This is a genomic window from Pararhizobium sp. (genome assembly GCF_035497515.1).
Classification (GTDB): domain Bacteria; phylum Pseudomonadota; class Alphaproteobacteria; order Rhizobiales; family Rhizobiaceae; genus Pararhizobium.
The window spans coordinates 1-12,619 of sequence record NZ_DATJDJ010000244.1; the positions used below are offsets into that span (position 1 = coordinate 1).

Here is a 12,619-nt window from a genome sequence, read left to right on the forward strand (position 1 = left end):
CCGAAAACTTCCGCTTCTTCGCGGATTATATAGGGCAAAATGTCGGGGAACTTTATGAGCAAAACCCGGATTATCTGACGATGGTGCGCCGTGAGCCGGTTGGTGTCGCGGCGCTGATTTCGCCTTGGAACTCGCCCATCGCGCTTGGGTCCATGAAAATTGCATCTTCGATCGCGTTTGGAAACTCCTGTGTTCTGAAGCCATCCGAGCAAGCGCCGCTGGGCATCAGTCTGCTCGTTTCTCTTCTGGGTGACGCCGGAATCCCGGAAGGTGTGGTCAATCTGGTGAATGGCCGCGGAATGACGACGGGAGACCGGCTGATCCGCAATCCCGATGTCAATGTCGTCACCTTTACCGGCGGCACCGAGACGGGCCGGATCATCATGAGAACCGCGGGCGAGCATTTGAAGCCGGCGACGGTGGAACTGGGCGGGAAATCCGCCAACATCATCTTTGACGATGCCGATTTCGAGCAGGCGTTGGACGGTGCCTTGCTGGGCATCTTCTCCAACAATGGCCAGCAATGCCTGGCGGGTTCCCGTATTCTGGTGCAGCGCGGAATTGCCAAGCGTTTCGTCGAAGCTTTCATTGCCCGTGCGGAGGCAATCCGCATTGGCGACCCGCGCGATCCGGCAACCGAATTGGGGCCGCTGGTGTCGCAGCGCCACATGCAACATGTGATGAGCTTCGTGCCGGATGCGGGCGGCACCGATCGCGTGCTGACGGGCGGACGCCGGATGCCGGGATTCGACAAGGGCTATTATTTCGAGCCGACTTTGGTTGAAACCACGAATGACAGCCGGATCGCTCAGGAAGAAATTTTCGGTCCATTTGCCGCGTTCATCGTCTTCGATACCGATGAAGAAGCCTATCATATCGCCAATCAGAGCCGCTTTGGGCTGGTTTCCTATGTCTGGTCGCAAAGCATCGCCCGGATCATGGAAGCGCAGGAGCGGATCGAGGCAAGCATCGTGTGGTGCAACACGCCGATGATGCGGGAACTGCGCGCGCCCTTTGGCGGATACAAGGATTCGGGCGTGGGCGCCGATGGCGGCAAGGCATGCGAGGCGTTTTACACGCGCCAGAAAACTGTGAGCATCCCCCGCCGCCCGTTGACACTCAGGAAGCTTGGGCTGGCGAATTGAACGAGATTGCAGTTTGTCGGTTCGGATCACCGGGCGAATCTCAATCCAATGCGGATCGGCCTCCGGAGGATGTAGTTCGGCTTTTACATTGATGGCCTGACTGGCTGATCCGCCGGTCCCATTCCTTTGCCGACGTCTTGACGAAACATGGTCGAACGCCATAATTGGTATAAATATATAACAAATAAACGGACCGATGAAATCGAATGGACACGCTATTTGAAATTCTATGGCGGCAACATCAGATCGCCGACATCGGCGATGGCATCGGCTTGATCGCGATCGACCGGGTGATGTTGCATGAGCGGACCGGCGGCGTCGCGCTGAAGGGGTTGGCCGCTGCCGGACGGCACATACTCGCCCCCGCGCAGGCGTTTGCGGTCATGGATCATATTGTCGATACGTTGCCGGGCCGGTCCGATGACACGCTGATGCCCACCGGCAAGGCGTTCATCACCGAAACACGCGCCGCCGCAAAGGCTGCCGGAATCCGGTTGTTCGACCTTCATGACGACCGCCAGGGCATCTGCCACGTCATCTCGCCCGAACAGGGGATCGTGCTGCCGGGGGCGACCCTTGTCTGCCCGGACAGCCATACAGGCACCCAGGGTGCCTTTGGTGCGCTGGCCTGGGGGATCGGTTCCAGCGAAGCCGAACATGCTTTGACCACCAGCACGTTGCGGGTTCGCAAGCCCGCGACGATGCGCGTCACGGTGACGGGCCGATTGGCGGACGGAGTCGGTGCAAAGGATCTTGCGCTTCACATCATCGTGCTGATCGGATCCCAAGGCGCGCAGGACCATGTGGTAGAGTTCGCGGGTGAGGGAATTACCGCGCTCGATATCGAACAGCGCCAGACGCTGTGCAACATGGCCACCGAAATGTCCGCCTTTTGCGCGATCATCGCGCCTGACGATGTCAGCCTCAGCGCGCTGAAGGGCCGCCCATTTGCCCCCAGGGATGCGCTGTGGGAGCAGGCGGTGGCGCATTGGCGCACGCTGGCAAGCCACCCCGATGCGACGTTCGACCGCGAGATCACGATTGATGCCGCGACCGTCGCGCCGATGATCAGTTGGGGGACCAGCCCGCAACAATCGATTCCCGTCACCGCTTCGATCCCGCTACACAATGTCGGCCATCCGCGCGAAACCGCCGCCAACCACAGCCGCTCGCTGGCTTATATGGGGCTGGCGGACGGGATGGCGGTGGCCGGGGAGCCGATCGATGCGGCGTTCATCGGATCGTGCACCAACAGCCGGCTGTCGGACCTGCGCCGCGCCGCAGCGATCGTAAAGGGCCGCAAGGTCGCCAAAGGCGTCCGCGCGATCTGTGTCCCCGGATCCAAAGCGGTCAAGCTTGCCGCCGAACAGCAAGGTATCGCGGCAACGCTCATTAAGGCCGGTTTTGAATGGCGCGAGCCGGGCTGCTCGATGTGCTTCTTTGCCGGCGGCGAAAGCTTTGGCCTGCGCGAGCGGGTGATTTCGACCACCAATCGCAATTTCGAGAGTCGTCAGGGGCCGGACACGCGCACCCATATCGCCTCTCCCGAAACGGTCGCGGCGTCGGCGATTGCGGGGCATATCGTCGATCCGCGTTCGTTCAAGAATGAGGTCGCCCTATGAGCGAGGCCTTTACCCGATTGACAGCGGTCTCCCTGCCGTTGCTGCTCGATAACATCGATACCGATATCATCATACCATCGCGAGAAATGAAGACGGTGGGCAAAACCGGTCTTGCCGATGGGTTATTCGCGGGCTGGCGCTACACGTCAGTGGGCGGCCGCGAAAAATCACCCGATTTCCTGATGAATCGTGCGCCCTATGACACTGCACAAATCCTGCTCGCGGGTCAGAATGTCGGCTGCGGGTCGAGCCGGGAGCATGCCGTGTGGGCGCTGCGCGAATATGGCTTTCGCGCCGTGATCGCGCCGTCGTTCAATCCGATCTTTCGAAGCAATTGCATTCGCAATGGTCTGGTTCCGGTGCAATTGCCGTTTGCACAGCTATGTGCGCTGGGCGATGTCGGTGAAGCGAGCGTCACCGTCGATTTGGATGCGATGACGGTTGGCGCACCCGGCGTCGGCCCGTTCCCCTTTGAACTGGAGAACGACAGTCGCCTGATGCTTCTCAACGGCTGGGACGCGATTGATCTGACCCTGCAATATCGTGACCGCATTACCGCCTGGCGCGACGCGGACCGTGCAGAGCGCCCATGGATTTATCTGGAACGCGACGCATAAGCGGCGCCATCCCGCCTGCGGCGGGTGTCAGTTTTCTGCGCCCGGCAGCGGAGCGGGTCGATATGCCACGCAAGATGGCAGGGAATCTGCGTAGGTCGGAGCGCCAGCATATCCCCGACCCTGTGATGCTCAGCCCCGCCTGGTTATCGATGGACCGGCCTGTGCCACAGCCGGAATATCTCAAGCGATGAGAGAAAGCGACGAAACGGGCCGGGCCGTTCTGCTCTCGATTTTCGGCTTATCCAGGCCGATATCGAGCGCAGCGCCGGGTTGCCACCTTGCCATGGCCATGCGTGCGTTGTTCATGGCGTTTCCCCACTTCTATGTATATTTACCTCCGGACGTTAGGAGCGAATATGACGAAAGAATTCCAGAAGCCGGCGGTGGACGCGGATACTGTTGACGAAAAGTCCGAATATTCATTCAGCCAGCGCGGCAACCTTCCCATTTATCAACAACTGCACGTCGTGCTGTCCCGGAAATTGCTCGACGGGGAGTTTCCGCCGGGGAAGCCGATTCCCGGGGAGCTCGAACTGGCCCGCAGATTTGCCGTTTCGCGCGTCACGGTCCGAAAAACGCTTTCGCTCCTCGAAAATGACGGCCTCGTCAGTCGTCGACGGGGCGTCGGCACCTATCCAGTCGAGCGGACGGACGATCATTCACCGAAATCGCTCAACGGCGTGCTCGAGAACCTGATCACGATCGGAGTTCATACGACGGCGAAGACGCTGTCCTTCGGGTGGCACGTGCCACCCACCCTCCCCAAGCGGGCGCTTGGACTCGGGCCGGACGATGTCGCGCTGCGCCTGGAGCGCCTCCGCTTTAACAATGGCGAGCCATTTTCTCTGACCACCGTATGGATTGCGCCAAGTTTCGGCAAATATTTCAATGAAGTGGATATTTCCAGTAAGCTGTCGATACAAGTTCTGGAGGAGAATGGAGTGCACGCGCATTCGGCTGAGCAAACGCTGAGCGCCGTCGCCGCGGACGATGCCGCTGCCGCCGCCCTCGGCGTGGACATCGGCGCACCGCTGATCCGGCTGAATCGAACGGTTAAACGAGAAGATGGCGCGGGCCTGCTGTTTCAGCAAAGCCTGTACGTCCCAAGCCGGTATGAATATCATATGATGCTGAGGCGCGACCGCAACGCGACCGGTCCGCACTGGCGCCATGTCCATTAGGTTCGTCGATAAACATGGTCATGGGGCAACGATTGCGCGCGGACTGGCAGGGCGGATCAGCGCTCGCGCCGCGACGTCCATCGCATTATCTCATAATCCGGCACCCGCTGTCGCATGCGAAAGTTCGTCAGGCGGGGGTTGAACGCGATGACGTCGCGATGCTCGACGATGAAGGCGCTCGGTGCGGCGTCGCGATAGGCGCGGCCTAACGCCTGATAAGCGATCAGGCGTTCGCGATCGTCAAGGATCTGTTTGGCCACTTCAAATTGGGCGGTGATCTTCGGGTCGCAGAAAAAAGGTTTGGCACGGTTGCAGGAAAAATCCTCCATCGGCCGCGTCACGTCGTGATATTGATATGTGTTCCACGAGACCGAGATGACATCGCTGGTCCAGCCATTCATGGCATATTTGCGGCTGAATTCGGGGTAGGTAATGACCTTCAGAGTGGTCGGCACGCCAACCTGACGCCAATATTCCGCGACCTCCTGCGCAACCATGTCATCGCCCGGCGCGGTGTTCTTCAACACACTCATGACAAGCGGAAAGCCCTTGGGATAACCGGCCTGGGCAAGCAGCGCGCGGGCTCTGGACGGGTCGTAGGGATAGGGCGGAATGGTCGGGTCATAACCGAATGATCCACGCGAAGCGGGCTGTCCGGACGGTGCCGGCCGATCGAGCAGCGATTTCGATATGGCATCCTTGTCGATGGCATAGTTGAGCGCCCGGCGGACGCGCACATCCTGAATGGGCGATTTGGGGTCGCCGCCCGTAATCCGGAACGTAAAGGCCTTCACTTGGTCTGACGGCGTTGTCAGAACGCGCATACCGTCGCGCTTCAACCTTGGCGTGTCTTCCAGATCAACGAATGCGACATCCACATCCTGCGACAAAAGCGCCTGCGTTCGAGAGGCCCCGTTGGGCAATTCGACAAGGATCACACGTTGGAGAACGGTGTTGCGCCAGCTCGTCGGATTGCGACTCATGGTCAGCTGACGGCGCCGCGGGTTCCAATCGGTCAGCATGAAGGCGCCGGTGCCGACCGGCCGCTGGGCGAACGCATCTGGACCAAGCTTTGCCCATGCCTTCGGTTCTACCATATAGACCGCCGTCATGCGTCGCGGCAGGATCGGGTCGGGCACCTCGGTCTCGATCTCCACTGCGAGACGTCCTAGCGCCCGCGTATTCTTCACGATGCGCAGTTCGCGGCCCATCATGGTCCGCTGTCCGGCCGGGGATTTCAGCCAATCCATCACGGCGACCACGGCTGCGCTGTCGAAGACGGAGCCGTCGGAATAGGAAATGCCGTCGCGCAGGGTAAAGCGCCAAACCGTTGGCGAAACCAGTTCCCAATGCGTTGCCAGCCCCGGCTGCAATTGGTTCTTCTCGTCAAAGCGAGTCAGAGCATCGAAAACGGCCGACCAGACGAGCGAACCAGGTCGGCCGTTGCCGCGAAACGGGTTGGCAAGGCTGGGCGGCAGCGAGCCGACGGCGATGCGCACCTCGTCGATGCGTGGGGGCGGATTGGGCGAACAGCTTGCGAAGAGCAGCGCCATGCACGCGAGCAAAGTGCAGATCGGCCAGCGAAGACGGTCGTTCATAAACCAGCCTCTCCGGGGCTTTCGAGCAGCCGCGCAACAGCCGAGTCGACATCATCCAAAGCACCTGCGGCGAGCGCGGCGAGCAAGACTGGATCGCCGAGCGCCGCCTTTGGATCGAGCCCCGCGGCGAGCAACAGGCGCGTATATGCTGATTTGGGCGCCATCATCACATCTTTGACCGGACCATATTCCACGACGCGGCCGGATTTGATGACGCAGACGGTGTCGGCGATTTGCGCGACCATGCGCATGTCATGCGATATGAATAGCAGAGCGACGCCCAGCCTGTCGCGAATGTCGAGAAACAACGCCGCCATACGCGCTTGCGCCGTAAGATCGAGTGCCGAAAGCGCCTCGTCCGCGATCAATAGGCGCGGCGCCATGGCCAAGGCACGGGCGATCGCCACCCGCTGCTTCTGGCCGCCCGACAGTCCGGAGGGACGGCGTTCCAGCAAGGAAGCGTCGAGCCGCACCAGTGCCATCAGCTCCGCAACGCGGGCGTGCCGCGATGCCAGGCTGCCAAAACCGGTGACGATCAGCGGTTCGTGCAGGATCGCGCTGACGGTATGGCTTGGATTGAGGCTGGCATCCGGGTCTTGGAACACCATCTGCACGGCTCGGCGCGCGGCCAAGGCGGCTGCACCTTCAAGATCGCGGATCGGTTGGCCGTCGAGCAATATCCTGCCCGACGCCGGGGTAACAATTCCGGCAACGCCGCGCGCGAGACTGGACTTTCCGCAACCCGATTCACCGACGATGGCCAAAATTTCGCTCGGCATGACGCGAAAGCTGACATCGTCCACCGCCGCGTGGGCGTTCTTTCCATGGCCATAGACGATGCTGAGCGCCTCAACCTCCAACAGCGGATCTCTCATAGCTTTTCCATCAGGCTGCGCCGGGATGGAGCGCTGTCGATAAGTTCACGGGTAAAGGGATGTTCCGGCGCGGAAAGGATGCGCTCGGTGGGACCAGTTTCCAGCAGCCGACCGTCCTTCAGCACCGCGATCCTGTCACAAATGGCCGCGGCAACGCCGAGATCATGGGTGATGAGGAGGCAGGCGCGTTCGGCGCTCTCGCGCTTGAGCACGGCAAGAATCTGGAGTTGAACCGTTGGATCAAGCGCCGTCGTCGGTTCATCGGCGATCAGCAAGCCCGGCTGATTGATGAGCGCCAATGCGATCATGGCGCGCTGGCGCTGGCCACCCGACAGCATGTGCGGATAACAGTCGATAGAGGCGTTCTCACCGGGCAGACGCATATCCCGCAGCGCGACGATCGCGCGATCGCGGGCCTCGTCCGCCCCCAACCCCTGATGCCGCCGGACAGATTCGATCAAGATCGAGCCAATCGTCCGCACCGGATTGAAGGAGGACAGCGGATCCTGGAACACCACGCCGACGTCACGGCCCTGCATGGGTCGCCCCTGGGCTTCGCTCAGCTTGTCCACTCGCACTCCGGCACGAATGATTTCGCCGGCGGCGACCCGTACGGACGATGGCAGGAGTCCGGCAACCGCAAAGGCAGTCAACGTCTTGCCCGACCCGCTCTCACCCACCAAGCCCAGAATCTCACCGCTGTCTATCGCCAGGCTCAGCCCATCAACCAGTGAGTGCGGGCCGGCGGGCGTGTCGACCGCAATCGTCAGATCTCGCACCTCCAGGAAAGGTTGCAGCGTCATGGCGCGCGCGTCCGCAGATGCTGGGCAAAGAGATGGGCGGTCATGATGAGGGTGACGATGGCACCTGCGGGCGCAATCAGCAGCCAGGGCGCATCGCGAATATAGGTCTGGCTCTCGCTCAACATCACGCCCCAAGTGGGTGCGCCCATCGGCGTGCCGATCCCCAAAAACGAAAGCGCGCTTTCGGCGATGATCATTTCGGCGAAGTGGAAGACGATCAGCACCGACAGCGACGGAACGAGACCCGGCAACACGTGACGCAGATATAGCCTCATGCGCGACATGCCCATCATTGCGGCAGCCAGAACATATTCGCGCTGAAAAATGGCCTGGCCTTCGGCATAGGCGACGCGCGCGAACACCGGCCAGGTGATCAGCCCGAGTGTCAGCACGACCGCCTGGATTCCATTGCCGCGAAGAATGGCGATGACGGTCACGGCCAGCACGAAGGCTGGAAAGGCTTGTGTGAAGGTCGTGATTTGGCGCAGCAATGTGCTGAGCCAGGATTCGCGCCGCGCGGCCACGAGACCCAGCGTGACGCCAATCACGGAGGCGATGAGCGTCGCCAGCGTGGCAATGCTGACCGACCAGCGCAGACCCGCAAGCATTCGAGCGGCAACATCGCGGCCGAAGGCGTCGGAGCCCAGAAGAAAGCCATGGGTGAGGGGCGGACTCAACCGCCAGTCGAGGTCCATGGCCCGAGGGTCGAGAACGGTCTCGATCAGCCCGCCGAACAGGATGACCAACAGACAGAATCCTGCGACGATCGCCATTAAAAGGGTCGTCCAGTGCGGGCGGATCGTCATTCCGGTCGCCCCTTGGTCCGCAGGCGCGGGTCCGCCAGAGTTTGCAGGGCTTCGGTCGCCGCGTTGGCCAGGAAGACGCTGACCACCATCACCAGCGCGATCGCCTGAACCACAGGAAAATCCAGGTTGAGCGTCGATTGCACCAGCAACCAGCCGATACCTGGCCAGGCGAAAATTGTTTCTATGATCACGAGGCCCGTCAGCATGGCGGCGATTTCGGCGCCGATCAGGGCGATGGCCCCCAATAAGGCATTCGGCAGGACATGGCGCCAAAGGATCTGTCGGTTTGACGCGCCAATCGATCGTGCCGTACGTACGAAATTGGAGCGCAGCGCAGCGCTGGTATTGGCTTCAATGACGCGAATGAGCTTCGGCGCCATGAACGAGACGACCGAAACTACCGGCAAAATCAACGTTTCGGGTCGACCATATCCCACCGACGGGAGCCATCCGAGGCCGACCGCGAAGATATTCACCAGCAACAGAGCGGAGACAAATCCGGGCATGCCTTGCAGGACATTCAAGGCAATTCGAACGACCCGCGCTGCCGCGCCTCTGCTCTGACCAAGCCAAGCGCCGATAGGTACGGAAATTACGATATTGGCGGTAATCGCCGCTGCCGCCAGCATGAGAGTCGCCGGATAGGCCTGCAAGACTTTGTGGATTGCCGACTGGCCGTCCTGCAACGACACGCCCATATCGAAATGCAGTATCTTCCCTGCATACACCAGATATTGTTCGATCAGACTGCGATCGAAACCATATGCCGCGCGGACTTGAGCGAGCTGCGCCGGGGTCGCGCTTTCACCGGCGATCATCACCGACGGGTCGCCGGTCAGGCGAATGAGGAAGAACAGAACCGTCGTCGTCGCCAAGGTGACCAGGGCGAGATCGCGGACACCTGTTGCTGCCCGCCGCAGCAAGTTCGACAAAACGCCCCCCGGATTACGCAACGCGTGGGCACTTTCGGATCATCAGGAGGACATCTTCGGGCATCATTGCGGCCATATCATCCCGCGCACCTGCGGCACCGCGGAAGCCGCGCCCAAGGCGATTGCGTTCCCAAGTCGCGCCATAAATATTGCCCTAACGTGCGCCGCAGCCCTGGCCATTGACATATTAGATGTATTACTATTAAGTCAACTCGAATTTGGGAGTTCGATTGCAACATGCTGATTAACAGGGAACGCGCCAATGAGGTGATGGACCGCCATGGCCTGGACGCACTCGTCGCGGTCACGCCGATCAACATCGAGTATCTCAGTGACTATCGAGGGCCCCTGATGCGCATGGGGCGACTGTTCTACAATTATGCGCTGCTGCCGCGGCGTGCGGAGGCGCCAGCCGCGCTGATCGTCAACGGCATCGAATATCATCGCCTCGCCAGAAGCCCGGATGCGACCTGGATGCCCAATATCCGGGCCTATCTCCATCCAATCCACAAGGACCGGCGCGATTTTGATCCCGATGTGGAGGATCCGGAAGCGGTCGACGACGTCATGCGCTGGCCAATCCGGCCGGAAGGCATCTCCCAATCCGACGAAGCCTATCTCAGCCGGATCGAAGCCGCGCGCGGCGGCCACGCGGCAAATCCGCTCTACGCGCTCAAGCAGGCCCTGCGAGACGCCGGCCTCGAGCGCGCCGTCATCGGATGTGACGATCCACGCATCGGCCCGTGGCTGGAAGAGATAGGGATGCCGGATGTCGAGGTCCGCGACGCGCTCAATATCTTCCGCGAGGTGCGGATGGTTAAATCGCGCGATGAATTGGACCGGTTGCGTGCAGCGGCACGGCTGAACGAGCAGGCGATGGAGACCGTGCTGGCGGCCCTATCGCCGGGCATGACCTTCACCGAATTGCAATCCATCTACAATGTCGAGATTGCCCGCGGTGGCGGCCGCGCGATCTATCTCGCCTGTGGCCAGCTCGTCCCATCGCAAACCACCGACGTGGTTGTCGAAGGCCATTCGATTACCTTTGATGCGCTGTGCGAACTGCGCGGCTACCATGGCGATCTCGGCCGGGTGGCTATTTGTGGAGAGCCGAGCGCGGAGTTGCTGCAGCGGATGCGAGCGGTCGAGATCGGCTGCGAGGTCGCGTACAAGATGATTAAGCCCGGCGTCACGGGCAACGCGGTTACGACCGCGCTGATCGATGCTATCCACAAAGCGGGCTTTCCGGGCTATTTGTTTGCAACACCGCATTCGGTCGGCCTTGAACATTCGGACCACCCGCTTCCCGTTGGCCCGCAGCTCCCCGGCGGACAGGGCGAGTTCGTTTTCCTGGAAAACATGGTTTTCACCATCGACATGCCCTATCGCGAGCTTGGCTGGGGCGCGATCCACGTCGAGGACCAACTCCGGGTCACGGCGACCGGCGTGGAGCCTTTTACGAGCTGTGACGTGTCTTTGCGCGTCAAACCTGGGCGGCCATTATCGGACGTTGGTTCCTAGATGGGCGCTTCCAGCATCATGACACCCGTTCTCATTGTTGGAGGCGGCCCAGTCGGGCTCACGCTGGCAATCGATCTGGCGCATCGCGGCATCAAGAGCATCGTTATCGAGGAGCGCTCCGAACCGATGGCGCACCCCAAGGCAACATTGCTTGGCGCGCGGTCGATGGAGTTGTTTCGGCGGTGGGGGATGGACCGGTCGGTGTATGACGCGGCGATTCCAGCGGACAATCCATATTATATCATCTTCACGACCCGGCTGGCGGGCCAGGAACTGTACCGTGTGCAGTCTCCCTCCATCCGCGAAATGATGACGCGCGATCCGGTCGCTGCGGCGCGCTTCGCCGAAATGCGCTGGTCGCCCTATGGCAAAACCCAGATCGGGCAGCAGGCGCTGGAGCCCGTATTGCTGGCCAAGGTCGCCGAACTCGGCGCGTTCATCGACCTTCGCCAGGGCTGGCGTTGCGAGAGGTTCACGCAGGATGCTGACGGCGTGACCGGCCATGTCGTCCATATCGAAACCGGCGTGAAAAAGGACATCAGGGCACTCTATCTGGCCAATTGCGAGGGCGGCGTCGGCCCCATCCGTCGCCAGCTCGGCATTCGCCGCAACGGGCGCGGCAAGATGCGCTCAAATGTGAGTCTGTTTTTCCGCAGCAAGGACTTTCTCGAAGTGCATGGCCGCGGCCTGGCCAATCTCTATTTCGTCTTCACACCAGATTGTTTCGGCGTTTTCACGGCCATCGACGGTGAGGAGCTATGGAATTTTCAATATTATTTCCTGGACCCGGCCCGACAGGCGGAACCGATCGATCCGGAGGCGATCCTGTTTCGCGCCATGGGCAAGCCCTTCGATTTCGAGTTGCTCAACATCACGCACTGGAGCCATCATCAATCCGTGGCCCGAAAGTGGCGGGACGATAGAGTCTTCCTGCTCGGCGATTCCGCGCATCTGTTTGCGCCAACCGGCGGCGTCGGCATGAATACCGGCATCGGCGATGCGTGCGACCTGGCCTGGAAACTGGAGGCCGTCTTGAAGGGCTGGGGCGGGCCTCGCCTGCTCGACAGCTATGAGCGCGAGCGCAAACCCATCGCGGTCCGCAACAGCATCGTGTCGGCGACCAATTCCGACAAGACCGACATGGTGATGGACGAGACGCCCGAAGGCATTGACCTGCCGGGCGAAGCCGCGGCGCTCGATCGCGCCGAACTCGGGCGCAAAATCCGCTGGCTTTCGCGCCAGTTTAGCAGCGCTGGCGTTCATCTGGGGTATCGCTATGTGGCCTCGGATATCATTGTCGCCGATGGCACGCTCGAGCCCGCTGACGACCCGTCGCGGCTCACGCCATCCACTTGGCCGGGATCGCGTGCGCCACACGCCTGGCTTGACGATGGGCGCAGCACGCTCGATCTCGTAGGGGACATTTTTGTGCTGCTGATCCTTGCGAACGAAACGACCGAACTGCCGAGCCTTATCGATGCGTTCGCACAGGCGGGGGTGCCGGTTCGCGTCGAGCGGA

The 12,619-nt window shown here is 61.2% G+C and carries 12 protein-coding genes; 6 read left to right on the forward strand and 6 right to left on the reverse strand.

Annotation, left to right across the window (positions count from 1 at the left end; all coding sequences use genetic code 11):
• From VL202_RS25340 to leuD, 3 genes are all read left to right on the forward strand, one after another.
• Positions 1-1,145: aldehyde dehydrogenase family protein (locus VL202_RS25340; RefSeq protein WP_325466825.1), on the forward strand; the 1,145-nt coding region annotated here is incomplete at its 5' end.
• Between the two features lie 206 nt (positions 1,146-1,351).
• On the forward strand, positions 1,352-2,767 hold the full coding sequence (locus VL202_RS25345) for a 3-isopropylmalate dehydratase large subunit (RefSeq protein ID WP_325466826.1): 1,416 nt from the start codon (positions 1,352-1,354) through the stop codon (positions 2,765-2,767).
• Positions 2,764-3,384: a 3-isopropylmalate dehydratase small subunit gene (gene leuD, locus VL202_RS25350; protein ID WP_325466827.1), complete on the forward strand. Its 621-nt coding sequence runs from the start codon at positions 2,764-2,766 to the stop codon at positions 3,382-3,384. The genes VL202_RS25345 and leuD overlap by 4 nt, the downstream gene beginning before the upstream one ends.
• Positions 3,385-3,564: 180 nt before the next feature.
• Here leuD and VL202_RS25355 read toward each other — a convergent pair whose 3' ends face one another.
• Positions 3,565-3,690 (reverse strand): hypothetical protein, encoded by a 126-nt coding sequence (locus tag VL202_RS25355; RefSeq protein WP_325466828.1) that lies wholly within the window; start codon positions 3,688-3,690, stop codon positions 3,565-3,567.
• Between the two features lie 50 nt (positions 3,691-3,740).
• On the opposite strand from VL202_RS25355, the gene VL202_RS25360 reads away from it, so the two are divergent.
• Positions 3,741-4,565 carry a GntR family transcriptional regulator gene (locus VL202_RS25360; RefSeq protein ID WP_158258046.1) on the forward strand — a complete coding sequence of 275 codons (825 nt, stop codon included), beginning with the start codon at positions 3,741-3,743 and terminating at the stop codon, positions 4,563-4,565.
• A gap of 56 nt (positions 4,566-4,621) precedes the next feature.
• Here the strand turns inward: VL202_RS25360 and VL202_RS25365 are convergent, their stop codons facing one another.
• From VL202_RS25365 to VL202_RS25385, 5 genes are read right to left on the reverse strand one after another with little or no spacing between them, the layout of a single operon-like run.
• Positions 4,622-6,163 carry an ABC transporter substrate-binding protein gene (locus VL202_RS25365; protein ID WP_325466829.1) on the reverse strand — a complete coding sequence of 514 codons (1,542 nt, stop codon included), beginning with the start codon at positions 6,161-6,163 and terminating at the stop codon, positions 4,622-4,624.
• On the reverse strand, positions 6,160-7,038 hold the full coding sequence (locus tag VL202_RS25370; protein WP_325466830.1) for an ABC transporter ATP-binding protein: 879 nt from the start codon (positions 7,036-7,038) through the stop codon (positions 6,160-6,162). The genes VL202_RS25365 and VL202_RS25370 overlap by 4 nt, the downstream gene beginning before the upstream one ends.
• Positions 7,035-7,841 carry an ABC transporter ATP-binding protein gene (locus VL202_RS25375; RefSeq protein ID WP_325466831.1) on the reverse strand — a complete coding sequence of 269 codons (807 nt, stop codon included), beginning with the start codon at positions 7,839-7,841 and terminating at the stop codon, positions 7,035-7,037. Before VL202_RS25375 ends, VL202_RS25370 begins: the two co-directional genes overlap by 4 nt.
• A complete protein-coding gene (locus VL202_RS25380; RefSeq protein WP_325466832.1) occupies positions 7,838-8,647 on the reverse strand; it encodes an ABC transporter permease in 810 nt (269 codons plus the stop codon). The genes VL202_RS25375 and VL202_RS25380 overlap by 4 nt, the downstream gene beginning before the upstream one ends.
• Complete coding sequence (locus VL202_RS25385) at positions 8,644-9,579, reverse strand: ABC transporter permease (protein ID WP_325466833.1); 936 nt, start codon at positions 9,577-9,579, stop codon at positions 8,644-8,646. Before VL202_RS25385 ends, VL202_RS25380 begins: the two co-directional genes overlap by 4 nt.
• Before the next feature lie 237 nt (positions 9,580-9,816).
• Here VL202_RS25385 and VL202_RS25390 point away from each other — a divergent pair, with 237 nt between their 5' ends.
• Positions 9,817-11,100 (forward strand): Xaa-Pro peptidase family protein, encoded by a 1,284-nt coding sequence (locus tag VL202_RS25390; protein ID WP_325466834.1) that lies wholly within the window; start codon positions 9,817-9,819, stop codon positions 11,098-11,100.
• Positions 11,101-12,619, forward strand: a 1,519-nt coding sequence (locus tag VL202_RS25395) for an FAD-dependent monooxygenase (RefSeq protein WP_325466835.1), incomplete at its 3' end; no start/stop codon positions are given.